The following is a 16,510-nucleotide window of genomic DNA, read 5'->3' on the forward strand; positions in this document are numbered from 1 at the left end:
GTCCGCCTCGGGCCGGTCGCTCTAGAGGGCGTCGGTGAAGGTCTGCAGGTCGCGGGCGAAAAGCTCGGGCTGCTCCCACGGGCCGAAGAGCCCCCCGTGGGGTTGCAGCGCAAAGTGCTTCACGTCGAAGAAGAGCTCGGCGTACGGGCGCGTCGCGACCACGGTGTCGTGCGGAAAGACGGTGAACCCGGTCGGTTGCGTCGCGCGGGACGACGGCGGCAGCAGGTGGTCGCCGGCATCGCGGTAGTACCGGATGGCGGAGGCCGCTGTGCCGGTGAACCAGTACAGCGAGATGTCGTCGAGCACGTCGTGCATCGTCAGTCCGCCGCCGGGCGCGTCGTTGTCGGCCCAGCCGTGCAGCTTCTCGAACACCCACGAGGCCAGCGCCAGGGGCGAGTCGCCGAGGGCGAACCCGATCGTCTGGGGCTTCGTGCGGTGCTCGGCCGCGTAGGCTCCCTCGGTCGCAAACCACGTCGCACCGGTTTCGGCGTACGCCCGCACGGCCTCGCCGTGCGCTGCGGGATCGATCGTGTATCGGCGCCACGCCGGAACGTCGCCGAGGTGCAGCGCGTCGACCCGATCGGGCCGCAGAGCGCCGAGCGCTTCCACGATGGCGCTGCCGTGATCGCTCCCGTGCGCGACGTAGCGGTCGAACCCGAACGCCGCCATGACCTCGTCGAACGCGCCGGCCACGGTGACCGGGCCCCAGCCCGGCCGCGCCGGCCGATCCGAGAAACCGTATCCGGGCAGGCTCGGGATGACGATGTCGAACCGGTCGGCCAGCAGCGGCAGTGCCTTCTCGAAGCGCAGGAAGCCATCCGGCCAGCCGTGCACGAGCATGAGCGGCTGGGCGCCGGGCGTTCCCGCGCGCACGACGTGGATGCGCGTGCCGCCGGCTTCCACGAGATACTGTTCCCGCTCGTTGAACCGGCGCTCGGTGGTGCGCCAGTCGTAGGCGTTCGCCCATTCGTCGATGAGTGCGCGGAGCGCGGTCGGTGGGGTGCCCCACGACCAGTCGTCGGTCGCGGAGTCGGCCCAGCGTGCCCGCGCGAGCCGAGCGTGCAGGTCGTCGATGTCCTCGTCGGGAACGGCGACGGTGAAGGGGGTGATCGAGCCCATGTCAGTCCTTCCAGCGCGTGCGCGGCGAGGATTTCTCGGTCAGGGCGGGATCGTCCACGACCGCGCCGGCGAGGGCGGCATCGATCGCGGCCATCGTGTCGGCATCGAGTCGGACGCCCGCGGCCTTGACGTTGTCCTTCAGCTGTTGCGGCCGAGACGCACCCACGAGCGCCGCGGCGACGTTGTCGTTCTGCAGGACCCACGCGATCGCGAGCTGAGCCATCGTCAGCCCCGCTTGCTCCGCGATGGGCCGCAGCCGCTGCACCGCCGCCAACACGTCGTCCTCGAGGAAGCGTTTGATGAAGTACCCACCGGTCGCGTCGGTCGCCCGGCTTCCGTCCGGGACGGGCTGACCCGGCAGGTACTTGCCGGTGAGGACGCCCATCGCGACGGGAGACCAGACGATCTGCGAGATGCCCAGTTCACGACTCGTGGGAACGACGACGCCCTCGATGACGCGATAGAGCATCGAGTACTGGGGCTGGTTGGAGACCAGCTGGATCTTGAGTTCTTTCGCCAGGGCCTGACCGGCGCGCAGCTCGTCCGCGGTCCACTCCGAGACGCCGATGTAGAGCGCCTTGCCCTGGCGGACGATGTCGGCGAAGGCCTGCATCGTCTCTTCCAGCGGTGTCTCGTAGTCGTAGCGGTGCGCCTGGTACAGGTCGACGTAGTCGGTTCCGAGGCGCCGCAGCGATCCGTGGATGCCGTCCATGATGTGCTTGCGGCTCAGTCCCGAGTCGTTGGCCCCGAAGACCCCGATCGGGAAGTAGACCTTGGTGAAGATCTCGAGAGACTCGCGGCGCTGGCCTTTCAGGGCATCCGCGAGAACGACCTCGGCGGCGGTGTTCGCATAGACGTCCGCGGTGTCGAAGGAGGTGATGCCGACGTCGAGCGCTGCACGTACGGTTTCGATGGCGGCGTCGTTCTCGACCTGCGAGCCGTGCGTGATCCAGTTCCCGTAGGTGATCTCCGAGACCTTGAACCCGCTGTTACCCAGGAACCTGTATTCCACGTCCGGTCACTCCCTCGTGATTCCGCAATTCAGTTTAACTGTCAACTCTCGCCATGTTAGTGGCTCGTGCGCGACTCTGTATTCGGCCCGTGGCTCGGTGCGTGGCTCGGTGCCTGAGTCGGCCCCGAGGCGAGCAGCGCGCGCTCGTATTCTTGGAGGTCGGCGGCCGACTCGAGCATCTTCGAGAGCAGGCGGTTGAGCTCGACGACCTCGTCGTCGGACAGGCGATGCTGCAGGATCTCGGTGCGTCGCAGCGCGATCGGCATGAGTTGGTCGTGCAGCGCAGCGCCCACGGTGGTCAGGAACAGATGGCGCGAGGTGCGACGTCCGTCCGCCTGCCCCACATGGCCGCTCGCGACAAGTGCCCCGACACTCTTCGAGGCGATCGATTTGTTGATGCCGAGAATCTCGCACAGGTCCCGCGCCGTCGCGCCCGGGTGGTTGCCCAGGGCGCTGAGGACGCGCCACTCGTTGGCTCCGACGTCATGCAGCGCGTTGAACACGCGCGAACCGCCCCACACGAGCACATTGTTGAGCAGGCCCAGGAGCGCGGGGGAGTAAGAGTCGCGGTCGATCGTGCGGGCGAGTGGTTCGGTCACGAGCCCCTGTGCTGTCGCCTGCGCGAGCACCGCGTCGGAGAGGGGGAGGTGAGTGGCCATCGCGGGCAGTCTAGCCAGGTGCCGAATGCGGACTGGCGGACCGTGGGCTCACGAGTCCGTGCTTCGGTCGACGACCGCCTCGCTTTCGAGCGTCATGAGCTCGCGGGTCTCCTGCAGCATTGCCAGGAGCAGGTCATTCAGGCGGGTGATGTCGTCGGGGGCGAGGTGCGACAGCATGATCTCTTGACCGCGCAGCGAGATCGGCATCATGAGCTCGTGCATCTCGGCGCCGGCGCGCGTGAGGAACATCGGTCGCGAACCGCGGGGGCCGTCGAGCAGCACGACGAGCCGACGTTCGGTGAGTACGCTGACGCTCTTCGACACGACGGCTTTGTTCATCGCCGCGAAGTCCGCGATCTCGGTCGCCGACATCCCGGGGCGCAGCCCGAGCGACGAGATGACGCGCCAGTCGTTCGTGCCGAGCCCGAACCGCCGACGCAGTTCGTGCGATTCCCGCCAGACGAGCGCGTTGGACAGGAGCGCCAACAATCGCGGCGTGAAGTGATCGGGGTCGATCGAGTTCGGGAGGGGCTCGGTGACGATATCGGGATGGCGCTGGCGCCCGACACCGTCCACCGGGGGGATGTTCGTCATCGAAGTCCTTCTCTGTCGCATGCCGAGTGGCCACGAGCCCGCCATCGAGGATCGGTATGGCGCGGCGCCCGGCTCCGTATGGAGCCGGGCGCCGCGCCGAGCGGGGTCGCTCAGTGTGCCATCGCGGCGAGTGCCTCGGGGTCGATGACTCCGATAGAGCGGGTGTCCTGGAACGCCCGGATGCCTTCGATGCCCTGTTCGCGGCCCATGCCCGACTGCTTCATGCCACCGAACGGTGCACGCAGGTCGAGGCGGGTGGCGCCGTGGTCGTTGACCCAGACGTAGCCGCACACGAGCTGGCTGCCGATGCGGGTGGCCGTCTCGGGGTCGGCGGTCCAGACGCTGCCGCACAGTCCGCCCCAGGTGTCGTTCGCGGCTCGGACGGCCTCTTCTTCCGTGTCGAACGGCAGGATCGGGATGACCGGACCGAACTGCTCCTGCGTGACGACGCGGAGCGACGGGTCGGGGTCGACGACGATCGCGGGGCGCAGGAAGTTGCCGCCCGCGAGGTCTCCGCCGGGGAGCTCGCCGAACTCGAGCACCGTCGCGCCGGAGTCCTTCGCCTCTTCGATGATCTCGGCGACGAATGCCTTCTGCACGGGGGAGTGCAGGGGCCCCATCGTGGTGCCCTCATCGAGCCCGTAGCCGATGACGGCCTTCTCGAGCCGTGCCGACAGCCCGTCGACGACCTCCTGCATCCGGGACCGATGCACATAGACGCGCTTGGCGTTCATGCAGATCTGGCCGGTCGAGTCGAAGATCGCCGCGTACAGGCGGTCGAGGTGGACGTCATCGATGATGGCGTCCTCGGTGAAGATCGCCGCGTCGTTCCCACCCAGCTCCAGCGTGACGCGGGTGAGGGACTTGGCCGCCATCTCCATGATCCGCTTCCCGCCGTTGACCGACCCGGTGAAGCACACCTTCGCGATGTCCGGGTTCTGGATCAGCGCACCCATGTTCTCGTCGCGTCCGGTGACGACGTTCAGCACACCGGCCGGCAGCTTCTCGGCCACCCGCTGGACGACGCGCGTCGTCGCGAGGGGCGCCGAGGGCGGCGGCTTCACGATGACGGTGTTACCCGCGAGCAGCGCGTGGGGCAGGGATGCCGCGAGGATCGCGATCGGCCAGTTGAACGGCACGATGATCGTGACGACGCCGAGCGACTGGTAGGACACCTCGGTGTTGACCGGGATGCCGGGCATGACGGGAAGCGTCTTCCCGGTGTCGACCTCGTCGGCGATCATGAGCGCCAGGTTCCAGCGGATCTCGAAGACCAGGGCGTCCACCCAGGCCTCCATGCGGATCTTGCCGTTCTCCTGCGACAGGATGGCCGCATCCGTGTCGCGCTCGTCGGCGATTCCGGCGATCGCTTCCGCCATCTGGCGCGCCCGCTCGGCCGTCGACAGGGCCGACCAGGCCGGATAGGCCGCCTTTGCCGCGGCTACCGCGTCGGCGACGTCATCGGCCGAAGCGGAGGCCGCCTCACCCACGATCACGCCTGCCTTAGCCGGGTCGACGACAGAAATCGTCTCCGCCGTCTGCCGTTCCTCGCCGCCGATGAACAGTCCCGTACGAACCGGGGCCTCAGTACTCAACGTGTCGGACAAGCCGACCACCCACCTCTCTGTGTGTCTGCCGAACTGCGTGTCTGTCGAATCGTGCGTGTCTGTCGAACCGCATCGAAGTTGCCTTTACCAGCGCCATGATGGCACGGGATTCGGGTGTCGGTCTCGGGTTCTGACAAGTCCTCACCGACTTCCTGAAGTTTACCTGCATTCTTGTTTACCTGTAAAGGAGATCGTGCTAGCGTCTCCTTTCGTCGGCCCCCGAGGGTCGGTTGAGAAGGTCGAAGCACTGCAGCGATGCAGCGCAATCGGCGCCCATGTCATCAACGAGGAGGCAGAGGATGGTTCGCGAGAGCCTTGTCCCGGTAGGCGAGCGCCCCGACGTCGCACAGCTGGAAGATCTGGCGTTCGAACTGCGTCAGAAGCTGCTGCACCTGTGCGGAACGTACGAGGGTGCGGTGCACATCGGAGGCGACCTGTCGTCGGCGGACATCTTCACCGCGCTGTTCGAGTACGGCCTGACGGTCGACCCGACCGACATCGCCAACCCCTCCCGCGACCGTTTCGTGCTCAGCAAGGGGCACGCGGCCGTGGCGATGTACATCGCGATGGCGATCCGCGGCTTCTTCTCCTACGACGGGATCGTCCAGACCTACGGTCAGCTCGACAGCGCGTACGGCATGCACCCCTGCAAGGTGCAGCTTCCCGGCGTGGAGGCGTCCACGGGCTCGCTCGGTCACGGACTGCCGCTCGCGGTCGGCATGGCCCTGAGCGCCCGCGGTCGCGGCGAGACCCACCGCGTCGTCACCCTGATGGGCGATGGCGAGACAGGTGAGGGCTCCGTCTGGGAGGCCGCGCTCGTGGCCAGCTCGAACAAGCTCGGCAACCTGGTCGCCTTCATCGATCGCAATCGTCAGTTGATGACGAGCTTCGACGAGGAGCGCGTGAACCTCGAGCCCTACCCCGACAAGTGGGCGGCCTTCGGGTGGAACGTCGTGCACATCGACGGCCACGACATGGGGGCGCTGGTCGGTGCGATCGACGGCCTCCCGGCACCCGACAGCGACAAGCCCACCGTCGTCATCTGCGAAACGGTCAAGGGCAAGGGCGTCGACTTCATGGAACACAATCTGGCCTGGCACGCGGGTTCGCTCGGAGCCGCCGACCTCGAACGCGCGATGGAGGCTCTCGAGGCCTCTCGAGAGAAGGAGTCCGTCTGATGCCCATCACCTTCACTTTCGGTGAGTTCCTCGGGGCCCGCTCGGTCATCGGCACGACGCTCGCCGAGCTGGGCGACGAGTACCCGAACCTCTGGGTCCTCACTCCCGACATCGGCGCGACGCTGGTGGAGTTCCGCGACAAGTTCCCCGAGCGCTTCCTCGACGTGGGTCTTGCGGAGCAGGCGTGCGTGGGAGTCGCGGCCGGTCTGGCTTACGACGGCAACATCCCCGTCGTGTCGGGAATGCTCCCGTTCCTCTCCATGCGCGCGCTCGAGCAGATCCGCACCGACGTCTGCTACCCGAACCTCCCCGTCAAGATCATCGGCACCCACGGAGGGCTCGTCGGCAACGGCGGCTCCACCCACTACGCGGTCGAAGACCTCACCCTGATGGGTGCGCTCACGAACATGACCGTGACGTCGATCGGTGACCCGCTGATGGTCGGCGAGGTCCTGCGTCAGTCCATGTCGATGACGGGCTCGCTGTACATCCGCCTGGCCGTCGGCAAGAAGGACAAGGTCCTCTACGAACCCGGCACCCACGACATCCGCATCGGCAAGGGGATCATCGCGCGCGAAGGCACCGACGCGACGATCTTCACCCACGGCACGACCGTCGCCCAGGCGCTCGACGCGGCCGACGAGCTCGCGAAGGATGGCCGGTCCATCCGCGTCATCGACATGTGGACGCTGAAGCCGATCGACCAGGAGCTCATCATCCGCTCCGCCGCCGAGACGGACGGCCGGTTCGTGGTCCTCGAGGATCACCTGGCGTACGGTGGGCTGGCCACCCGGATCGCCGACGTGGTCACCGACAACGGCGTGCACCTGAAGGCGTTCGAGCGTCTCGGGATCCCGCAGGTCTACGCCGGCTTCGGCGAGGACGAGCAGCTGCGCGACAAGCACGGTTACGGCCTCGAAGCCACGATCGCCGCGATCCGTCGGGTCATCGCCGCGCAGCCCTGATCGTGAGGGTCGGCAGTCGCCGACTCGCGAGAGCACTGCCCGTACCGTAACCCACCGCTTGCCCCGCAAGAACTCAACGGAGAGTCATGAGAACAGTAGCCGTCACGAAGGTGGGAAGCCTGCGCGATCCCGACGAGACCGCGCGCGGCGTCATCGACGTCGTGGACTTCCCCGAGCAGCCCCTCGGACCCGAGGACGTGCGCATCCGCGTCGCGTACGCCGCGATCTGCGGGTCGGATCCCCACCTCGCAGAGGGATTCTTCGGCACCGACGTGCCGATCGGCCTCGGACACGAGATCTCGGGCGTCGTCGAGGCGCTCGGAGAGGCCGCGCACCGCAACGGCCTGCGCGTCGGGGACCGGGTCGCGGGCAACTTCCTGCGGTTCTGCGGCACGTGCCGCCCCTGCCAGGAGGGTCGTCAGCAGTTCTGCGAGCACATCCAGGACTACAACCGCCCCGGCATGGCCGAGACGGTGACGTGGCACGAGTCACAGGTCTACCGACTGCCCGAAGAGGTGTCCCTGCTCACGGGATGCCTGCTCGAGCCGACGTCCGTCGCCGTGCGCATCGCCGACAAGACCCGCATCCGCGTCGGCGACCGGGTCGCCGTCTGCGGCGGCGGGCCGATCGGCCAGCTGACCCTGCAGGTCATGAAGATGTATGGCGCGACCTCGCTGACCATGATCGAACCCATCGCGGATCGCCGCGACATGGCCCTCCGTCACGGCGCCGAGTACGTCATCGACCCGATCGCCGAGAACCAGTTCGAGCGTGCCGACGAGATCACAGACGGCCGCGGATACGACATCGTGATCGACGCCTCGGGCTCGCCCCGCGCCGTCCAGGGACTCCTCGACATCGCCGCGAAGGGCGCGACCGTGATCTACGGCGCGATGTACCCGCACGACTTCGCGATGCCGCTGAACCTGTCGGACTACCTCTACCTGAAGGAGCTGACGCTCACCGGCGTCTTCGTCTCGCCCTACGCCTTCCCGCGGGCTCTGCAGATCCTCCCGCACCTCGACGTCGACGAGATGACGGCGGCCGTGTTCGATCTCGAGGACGCCGCGGCGGCCTTCGCCGCCCACATGAGCGGTGCTCACCCCAAGGTCGTCATCCGCTGCAACGACCTGGACGACTCCCGGAGTGCGTCATGACGGTCATCGAGAACGGCGCGGTCTCGACCGCCACCCTCCCGGCGCTCGAGGCGGTCGATGTTTTCAAGAGCTTCGACGGCGTGCACGCGCTGAAGGGCGTGAGCCTGTCGGTCCAGCCCGGCGAGATCCACGCGCTGCTGGGCGAGAACGGCGCCGGCAAGTCCACGCTCATCAAGGTCGTGACGGGGCTGTACGCGCCGGACTCGGGCCAGATCCGCCGCTCGGGTGAAGAGGTCGAGTTCGCCAACGTCCGGGCCGCGCACAAAGCGGGCATCGTGGCGCTTTACCAGGAGCTCTCGATCGTGCCGACCACCTCGGTCGCCGAGAACGTCCTGCTGGGTGAACAGCTGCCGAGCCGCGCGGGGATCGTGAACGGTCGCGCGCTACGCCGCGAGGCGCGGGCGCAGCTCGAACGCCTCAATCAGAAGATCTCGATGCGCAAGCTCGCCGGCGACCTCTCGCCGGTGCAGCAGACGATGGTCGCGGTCGCGCGCGCGTTGGCCACAGATGCGCGTGTTCTGATCCTCGACGAGCCGACGGCCTCGCTCACCGACACCGAGATCCGCGAAGTCTTCGCGGTGCTGCGCTCCCTCCGCGATGAGGGAGTCGCCATCGTCTACGTGTCGCACCGTCTCGAGGAGGTCTTCGAGCTGTGCGATCGCCTGACGATCATGCGCAACGGCGAGACGATCACGACGAAGAACGTCGCCGACACCACGATCGGCGAGGTCATCTCGACGATGGTCGGCCGAAACGCCGATTCGCTCTATCCCGAGCGAGGGAAGACCTCGACCGAAGTCACTCTCGTCGTCGAAGGGCTTGAGGGCCGGCGCGTCACGGATGTCTCCTTCACCGCGCACAAGGGCGAGGTGCTGGGCATCGGGGGACTGGCCGGTTCCGGTCGGAGCGAGCTGCTGCGGATCCTCGCGGGGGCGCAGACCTCCAAGGCGGGCACGATCACCGTGGGTGGCAAGATCGTCCCGCGCAGGGCAGGGGTCGGACGCGTCCTCGCGGCGGGCGTTGCGCTCGTTCCCGAGGAGCGCCGCAGCCAGGGTGTGCTCCTGGGCGCGTCGATTCAAGACAACATCGCATTGGCCAACATCTCGTCGGTGAGCCGACTCGGATGGGTCTCGCGCGGGCGGATCGCCGAGATGGCCAAGCGCGCCATGGCCGACCTCCAGATCAAGGCGCGCAGCCCGCGCCAGCCGGTCGGCGAACTGTCGGGCGGCAACCAGCAGAAGGTGGTGCTCGCCAAGATGCTCGCGCGCAAGCCGCACGTGCTGCTCATGGACGAGCCCACGCGCGGCATCGACGTCGGCACCAAAGCCGAGATCTACCGTCTCATCCGTGAACTCGCCGCCACCGGCACCACGGTCATCGCCGTCAGCTCGGAGCTGCCGGAACTCATCGGGATGTGCGACCGAATCCTGATCATGCACGAGGGCTCGATCGCGGGCGACGTGCCCGCCGAGGGCGCCGACGACGAACTCCTCCTCTCTTACGCCTACGGAAGGTCCACATCATGACAGTTCAGAAGGAGCCCACGCGGACCGGGACGATCATGGCCCAGCAGTCGCGCACGGCGGGCCGGGTCCTCATCCAGAGCGGCACGGTGGTCGCGCTGATCTTGCTGATCATCTTCTTCTTCGCGATGCGGCCCGACACGTTCCTGTCGTTCATCAATGTCCGCAACATCCTGTACCAGGTCTCGATCCTCGCGATCATCGCCGGTGCGCAGACCATCGTCATGGTGCTCGGCGACTTCGACCTTTCGGTCGGCGCGACATCGAGTCTTGCCGGTGCGGTGACCTCCGTGATGCTCCTCGGAGAGAACTCCATGCCCGTCGCGATCGGAGCCGGCCTGGCGGTTGGTCTCCTGGTCGGGCTGGTCAACGGGGTGCTCATCGCCTATCTCAACCTGTCGGCGTTCGTGGCGACACTGGCGACGATGACCTCCGTCATAGGCCTGGCATATCTCGTCACGGGAGGCACCACGGTCTTCGGCATGCCCGAAGAGTTCAACCAGCTCGGCCAGGGCCGGTTCCTGAACGTGCCGTTGCCGGTCTACTTCGCGGTCCTGATCTCCGTGATCATCTGGGCGATGCTGCGCTTCACAACGCTCGGCAGACGGCTCCACGCCATCGGCGGCAACGTCGAGGTAGCGCGACTGTCGGGCGTGAACGTGCGCTGGGCACGTCTGCTCGCGTTCACGATGGCCGGATTCATCTCGGCCATCGGCGGCATCCTGCTGGCAGCGCGCCTCGGCAGCGCGGCCGCGGAGCAGGGCTCCGACAACACGCTGTTCTCCGTCGCCGCCGTCTTCCTCGGTATGACCGTCATCCGCTCGGGAGCCGCGAACCTCGGCGGAACCATGATCGGCGTCGGCATCATCGGCGTGATGAGCAATGGCCTGAACATCCTGGGCGTCAACGCCTACGTGCAGCAGGTCGTGACCGGACTCATCATCATCCTCGCCGTGGTCCTTTCCGGCCTCAAGACGCGGGAGCGATAGCAACGCTCCCACGGGCCTCGCGACCCGGTAATCCGCGGGGCCATCACTCCCTCACAACCAACGCAATCACAAAGGAGTAGATACGTGCGTACGAAATTCAAGGTGGCCGCGGCCGTAGCCGCCGCGGCGGTACTCGCCCTCACGGGATGCTCGGGCAGTGGCTCGGGAGACAACAGCGGTGGCGCCGATGACGCTTTCAAGGTCATCGCGTTCACCTCCGGCAACCAGACCCCGGTCGGTGCGTGGTGGGTCAAGGCCGTCACGGCCCAGGCGGAAGAACTCGGCTGGGATCTGACGATGATCCAGGGCGACTTCGACTTCCAGAAGATGAACCCGGCCGTCGAGAGCGCCATCGGTCAGGGCGCCGATGTCATCCTCGACGGATACACGGACGTTTCGTCGATCGGGTCCATCGTGACCGCGGCGAAGGACGCCGACATCCCGATCTTCGCGATGGACGCCGGCACCGAGCCGACGGACGCCTTCGTCACCAACATCACGACGAACCAGCAGCAGATCGTCGACAAGACGGTCGGTGCGATCGACGAGGCGATCGGTGGCCTCGAGGGCAAGACCATCATGGTCATCGGCCACGACCCGCACGCCGGCATCCGCCTGCGTTCGGCGCTCGCGGTCGAGGCGTTCGAAGCGGCCGGAGCGACCGTCGTGGGCGGTGAGCCGCAGCAGGTCACGAACCCCGCCACGGGTCGCACGGAGGCGCTCAACTTCGTCTCCGACTACCTCTCCGCCAACCCCAACGGCCTCGACGCCGTCTGGGCCGGCTGGGATGACGCGGCGCTCGGCGCGGCACAGGGCCTCGCCGAGGCGGGTTCGACCGCCCCGGTCACCGGTGTTGACGCGCTCTCCGAGACGCTCGCGGCCATCGAGAAGGGCGGCAACATGCTCGCCACGATCGACCAGCCCTGGCCCCTCGTGCTCGACATGCTGATCAAGGATGTCGTGGCCTTCCAGGAGGACGGCACACTGCCGGCGAAGGACTTCGTCGACGTCGACGTGACGCTCGTGACCAAGGAGAACGCGGCGGACACCACGCCGTCCGACAAGCTCTAGCGGCCATTCGTTTCACCGCGGGGGCGGATGCTCCGGTATCCGCCCCCGCACCCCCCGCACCATTCCTGCACGTCCGCAGTACCCACACACTCGAAACCAGATACTCCAAGAAGAGGAAACTCCCATGCGTCTCGACGGCAAAGTCGCTCTCATCACCGGCGGCGCGAGCGGCATCGGACTCGCGACGGTGCGCAAGTTCGTTCGCGAGGGCGCGAAGGTCATGATCGCCGACATCAACCTGAATCAGGCCGAAGCCGCCGCACAAGCGATCTCGGACGAAGGGTTCGAGGGCAGCATCGCGGCGGTTCGCGTCGACGTCTCGGTGTACGCCGAGGTCGAGGCCGCGGTCGCTCGCGCGGTCGAGGTCTTCGGCAAGCTCGACGTCATCTTCAACAACGCGGGCATCGCCGGGGGCAAACCGCTCCTCGAGCACGATCCCGCCGTCGACTACGAGCCGATGATCCGCATCGATCAGGATGGTGTCTACTACGGCATCCTCGCGGCCGGCCGGCAGTTCCGCGATCAGGGAACGGGCGGCGTGATCATCAGCACGTCCTCGATCTACGGCGAGCAGGCGGCCGAGCTCTCGTTCACCTACAGCGCGGCCAAGGCGGCCGTGATCTCGTTCACACGTTCCGCGGCCTACGAGCTCGCGCAGTTCGGCGTCCGCGCCGTCGCGATCACTCCCGGCCGCGTCGGCACGCCCATCATCAACCAGTTCAGCGAGGAGCTGCGCGCGACGTTCGCCGCGGAGCAGCTGCGCAACAAGATGACCGAGCCCGACGAGATCGCGAACGTGGTCGCATTCCTCGCGTCCGACGAGGCGAACGTCATCAACGGGACCGTCGTGAGCGTCGACGACGGCTACTCCGTTTTCAAACAGCGGCTCGACCTGCCGACCTTCTGAGGCGCGTGCCATGAGTGTGGATACCGAAACACCCTCCGCCGGGCTCGACGTCGCCTGTCACCTGAACATCCTGCTCGCGGATGCGTCGTCGGACCTGCTGCCCGCGGCGCTCGACGCGCTCGTGGAGGCGGGCTACCGACGGGTGGTGCTGCCGCCCCTGGAGCCCGGGGCGATCGATGTCGCGGGTCTGCGGCGCACCTTCGCCGCCCGCGGAATCTCTCCGATCACGATCGCGGGGCAGGCGCCCGGTGCGGATGTCTCGGCCGAGGACGCCGATGAACGCGCCGCGGGCGCAGCGGCGCTGCGTGCCGCCGTCGATCTGACCGTCTCCCTCGGCGGCGATCAGATGAACGGCGTCCCCTATGGCCTCTTCGGGCATCCGAGCGGACCGACCTCGACGGCCGCCTTCGAGCGCTCCGCCGCCGAGGTGGGCCGCGTCGCCGACTACGCGCACGAGCGCGGCGTCGCGATGACGTTCGAAGTCCTGAATCGCTACGAGACCTCGGCGATCAACACCGCGGCGCAGGCGATGCGGTACGTCGAGGCGAGCGGGTCGGAACATCTGCGCATCCATCTCGACACCTTCCACATGGCCGTCGAGGAGGGTGACCTCGCGGCGGCGATCACGCACGCGCTGCCGCGGCTCGGGTACCTCGAGCTCGGTCAGTCGGGTCGCGGCGGCCTGGGCAGCGGGGCGGTGGACGTGGCGGATCTGGTGCGGCACGCGATCGACAGCGGATACACGGGACGCGTGGGTGTCGAGGCGTTCTCGCGCGGGGTGCTCTCGCCCGAAGCGGGCGACATGCTCGCGATCTGGCGATCCCCTTACCTCGACGGTGTGGGGCTCGCCCAGGAGGCGATGCGTGTCATCCGGCGTGGATTCGCCCTGAGTACCGAGGGCCGCCGAGCGGCGCGTCTGGCGCGGCTCGCGCAAGACTAGATCAACGAAGCCCCGGGCTGCGCCCGCGGCACCTACTGAGGAGAACGACATGTCCAGCACGATCACCTCCACCGGAACCCTCATCGACGAAGCGGTGTTCGGCGGCAAGATCTTCATCGACGGCGCATGGGTCACGGGCGAGGGCGGGACGATCGCCTCCATCGAGCCCGCGACGGGCGCCACGCTCGCGACGGTCGGCATCGCCGGCCCTGGCGACGTGGCCCGGGCGGCCGAGGGCGCCGCGCGAGCACAGCAGGAGTGGGCCGCGACCCCGCACCCCGTGCGTGCCGCCGTCCTGCGCCGGGCGGGAGCGCTGTGGGAGCAGTACGCCGAAGAGATCGGCGGCTGGAACACCCGCGAGGTCGGGGCGATCCCGCCCCTGGCCGGGTTCGCGCTGCACGTCACGGCGGCCGAATGCTACGAGGCATCCGCGCTGCCCTCGGCCCCGCTCGGCTCGATTCTCTCGAGTGAAGAGCCGCGCCTGTCTCTCGCCCAGCAGATCCCGGTCGGCGTCGTCGGCGTGATCTCGCCCTTCAACGTGCCCCTGATCCTCGGCATCCGCGCGGTGGCTCCCGCCCTCGCCCTCGGCAACGCCGTCATCCTGAAGCCCGACCCGCGCACGGTCATCACGGGCGGTGTGTCGATGGTCCGCATCTTCGAAGAGGCGGGTCTTCCCGCCGGCCTGCTGCAGCTCGTCCCGGGCGGTGCGGACGTCGGCGAGGCCATGGTCGCCGATCCCCGCGTGCGCGTCATCGCCTTCACGGGTTCGACCCGCGCGGGTCGCATCGTCGGTGAACTCGCGGGGCGCCACCTCAAGCGCGCCCACCTCGAGCTCGGCGGAAACTCGGCCTTCATCATCCGTGAGGATGCCGATGTCGCCCAGGCCGTCAACCTCGCGACGTGGGGGTCGTTCCTGCACCAGGGCCAGATCTGCATGACGGTCGGGCGTCACATCGTGCACGAGTCGATCTTCGAGAGCTACGTCACGGCGCTCGCCGAGAAGGCGGACTCCATGCACGTCGGCGACCCCGCGGCGGGTCCCGTGCACCTCGGTCCCCTCATCGACGAGATCCAGCGCGATCGCGTCCACACCCTGGTCCAGGATGCCGTCGCCCAGGGCGCCGAGCTGCGCGCGGGCGGCACCTACGAGGACCTCTTCTACCGTCCGACCGTCCTCGCGAACACGCCGAAGGACGCCGCGGCCTATTGCGAAGAGGTCTTCGGGCCGGTGGCATCCGTCGTCTCGTATTCGACCGACGATGAAGCCGTGGCTCTCGCCTCGGACACCGACTACGGCCTGTCGCTCGGCATCGTCACGCGCGACGTGCTCGGTGGCCTCGCGATGGCCCAGCGCATCCCGACGGGGATCGTGCACATCAACGACCAGACGGTGAACGACGAGGCGAACACCCCGTTCGGCGGCGTCAGCGCGTCGGGAACGGGTTCACGCCACGGCGGTGCGCAGGCGAGCATCGACGCCTTCACCGAGACGCGCTGGATCACGATGCGCCGGGAGCCCGGTCAGTACCCGCTCTGACCCTCAGCGCGGCAGTGCCCGTTCTGCACCCTCGGGTTGCGGAACGGGCACTTTCGCGCTCGGGGGAGGGGAGCACTGGGCGGGGTTATTCAACAGTTATGTGACGCGCGTCATGAAAACCTTGACATTGATCGAGGCGTGGCACACGATGGCAAGGTCACACAGCGTCGTGCAGATCACGTCGGACGGACCCGCCGGTGGGATCGCTCTCAGCTGTGTCGACGACCCTTGACCGTCGACGAGAGGCCTGTCAATGAAGAAGAGTCTTGCCGCAATCGCCCTCGCAGCCGCTGCTGCGCTCACCCTCAGCGGATGCACCGATTCGGGCGCCAGCCCGTCTGCCGCCCCCACCGAGACGGGCGCCGGTGAGCTCCGCGACGTCCGCGTCGCGGCCCTGCCCATCGCCGAGACCGGCGCCCTCTGGGCGGCGATCGACGCCGGGATCTTCGAGGATCACGGCCTGAACGTCGAGGTCGTGCCCGCCCAGGGCGGCGCCCAGGCGATCCCCGCCCTGCTCAGCGGCGACATCCAGTTCGCCATCGGGCAGCCGTTCGGTCCGATCCGCGCCGACCTGCAGGACCTCGGCATCGTGATCATCGGTGACTACGCCAACAGCCTCGCCGATGGCAAGGACGTCAACGCCGTCGTGGCGCTCGCCGCCTCCGGCATCGCGAGCCCCAAGGACCTGTCGGGCAAGAAGGTGTCGGTCAACTCCCTCGGAGCCGCCGGTGACCTGACGATCCGCGCGGCGGTGGACGCGGACGGCGGCGACTCGTCGACGATCGAGTTCGTCGAGGTCGCGTTCCCCGAGGCCAAGGCTCAGCTCGACGCCGGCACGATCGATGCCGCGTGGGTGCCCGACCCGTTCCGCGGCATCGTGCTCGGTGCGGGCGGCGTGTCCGTCGTCTCGCCCTATCAGGCCGTCATCCCGGGGCTGACCGTGCTGACGAACATCACCACGCAGAAGCTCATCGACGAGGACCCCGATCTCGTGGCGGACTACTCCGCGGCGATGGCCGAGGCGCTCGCCTACGCGGCCGACAACGAGGACGCCGTGCGTGCCGCGATCGCGACGGGACTCGACATCCCGGCCGAGGCCGCAGCCGGTATCACGCTGCCGACCTTCACGTGGGAGCTCGACACGGAGAGCATCGAGACGCTCGGTGATCTGGCCGTGAAGTACGAGTACATCGACAAGCTGCCCGACTTCGACCGTCTGCTGCAGCAGCAGTAAGCGCGGAGGGGGATGCGT

General features: G+C 67.9%; 15 protein-coding genes. 10 read left to right on the forward strand and 5 right to left on the reverse strand.

Translation table 11 applies throughout. From position 1 onward, the window contains the following. Positions 1-21 precede the first annotated feature (21 nt). The 5 genes from C2868_RS13745 to C2868_RS13765 all read right to left on the reverse strand — a co-directional run bounded on the left by C2868_RS13745 (position 22) and on the right by C2868_RS13765 (position 4,979). On the reverse strand, positions 22-1,119 hold the full coding sequence (locus C2868_RS13745; RefSeq protein ID WP_100812685.1) for an epoxide hydrolase family protein: 1,098 nt from the start codon (positions 1,117-1,119) through the stop codon (positions 22-24). 1 nt (position 1,120) lies between these two features. Next, positions 1,121-2,131 (reverse strand): aldo/keto reductase family protein, encoded by a 1,011-nt coding sequence (locus C2868_RS13750; RefSeq protein ID WP_100812686.1) that lies wholly within the window; start codon positions 2,129-2,131, stop codon positions 1,121-1,123. Positions 2,132-2,187: 56 nt separating this feature from the next. Further along, complete coding sequence (locus tag C2868_RS13755; protein ID WP_100812687.1) at positions 2,188-2,790, reverse strand: MarR family winged helix-turn-helix transcriptional regulator; 603 nt, start codon at positions 2,788-2,790, stop codon at positions 2,188-2,190. A 48-nt stretch (positions 2,791-2,838) separates the two neighbouring features. Continuing rightward, positions 2,839-3,384 carry a MarR family winged helix-turn-helix transcriptional regulator gene (locus C2868_RS13760; protein WP_100812688.1) on the reverse strand — a complete coding sequence of 182 codons (546 nt, stop codon included), beginning with the start codon at positions 3,382-3,384 and terminating at the stop codon, positions 2,839-2,841. A 110-nt stretch (positions 3,385-3,494) separates the two neighbouring features. Continuing rightward, positions 3,495-4,979, reverse strand: a complete 1,485-nt coding sequence (locus C2868_RS13765) for an aldehyde dehydrogenase family protein (protein WP_198519641.1) — start codon at positions 4,977-4,979, stop codon at positions 3,495-3,497. A 311-nt stretch (positions 4,980-5,290) separates the two neighbouring features. Here C2868_RS13765 and C2868_RS13770 point away from each other — a divergent pair, with 311 nt between their 5' ends. From C2868_RS13770 to C2868_RS13815, 10 genes are all read left to right on the forward strand, one after another. Continuing rightward, positions 5,291-6,169 (forward strand): transketolase, encoded by an 879-nt coding sequence (locus C2868_RS13770; RefSeq protein WP_100812689.1) that lies wholly within the window; start codon positions 5,291-5,293, stop codon positions 6,167-6,169. Next, entirely contained in the window at positions 6,169-7,134 is a 966-nt protein-coding gene (locus tag C2868_RS13775; protein WP_100812690.1) for a transketolase family protein, read from the forward strand. The genes C2868_RS13770 and C2868_RS13775 overlap by 1 nt, the downstream gene beginning before the upstream one ends. A gap of 86 nt (positions 7,135-7,220) precedes the next feature. Further along, positions 7,221-8,291 carry a zinc-binding dehydrogenase gene (locus C2868_RS13780; protein WP_100812691.1) on the forward strand — a complete coding sequence of 357 codons (1,071 nt, stop codon included), beginning with the start codon at positions 7,221-7,223 and terminating at the stop codon, positions 8,289-8,291. Then, on the forward strand, positions 8,288-9,817 hold the full coding sequence (locus C2868_RS13785) for a sugar ABC transporter ATP-binding protein (RefSeq protein ID WP_100812692.1): 1,530 nt from the start codon (positions 8,288-8,290) through the stop codon (positions 9,815-9,817). Before C2868_RS13780 ends, C2868_RS13785 begins: the two co-directional genes overlap by 4 nt. Beyond that, a complete protein-coding gene (locus tag C2868_RS13790) occupies positions 9,814-10,803 on the forward strand; it encodes an ABC transporter permease (protein ID WP_100812693.1) in 990 nt (329 codons plus the stop codon). Before C2868_RS13785 ends, C2868_RS13790 begins: the two co-directional genes overlap by 4 nt. An 84-nt stretch (positions 10,804-10,887) precedes the next feature. Beyond that, complete coding sequence (locus C2868_RS13795; RefSeq protein WP_157814044.1) at positions 10,888-11,874, forward strand: sugar ABC transporter substrate-binding protein; 987 nt, start codon at positions 10,888-10,890, stop codon at positions 11,872-11,874. A gap of 124 nt (positions 11,875-11,998) precedes the next feature. Then, on the forward strand, positions 11,999-12,781 hold the full coding sequence (locus C2868_RS13800) for an SDR family NAD(P)-dependent oxidoreductase (protein ID WP_100812695.1): 783 nt from the start codon (positions 11,999-12,001) through the stop codon (positions 12,779-12,781). Between the two features lie 10 nt (positions 12,782-12,791). After that, a complete protein-coding gene (locus tag C2868_RS13805; protein ID WP_100812696.1) occupies positions 12,792-13,721 on the forward strand; it encodes a sugar phosphate isomerase/epimerase in 930 nt (309 codons plus the stop codon). A gap of 49 nt (positions 13,722-13,770) precedes the next feature. Next, complete coding sequence (locus tag C2868_RS13810; protein ID WP_100812697.1) at positions 13,771-15,258, forward strand: benzaldehyde dehydrogenase; 1,488 nt, start codon at positions 13,771-13,773, stop codon at positions 15,256-15,258. A gap of 253 nt (positions 15,259-15,511) precedes the next feature. Then, on the forward strand, positions 15,512-16,492 hold the full coding sequence (locus C2868_RS13815; protein ID WP_100812698.1) for an ABC transporter substrate-binding protein: 981 nt from the start codon (positions 15,512-15,514) through the stop codon (positions 16,490-16,492). Positions 16,493-16,510: the final 18 nt, after the last annotated feature.

This window comes from Microbacterium sp. CJ77, from assembly GCF_002911615.1.
Classification (GTDB): Bacteria; Actinomycetota; Actinomycetes; order Actinomycetales; family Microbacteriaceae; genus Microbacterium.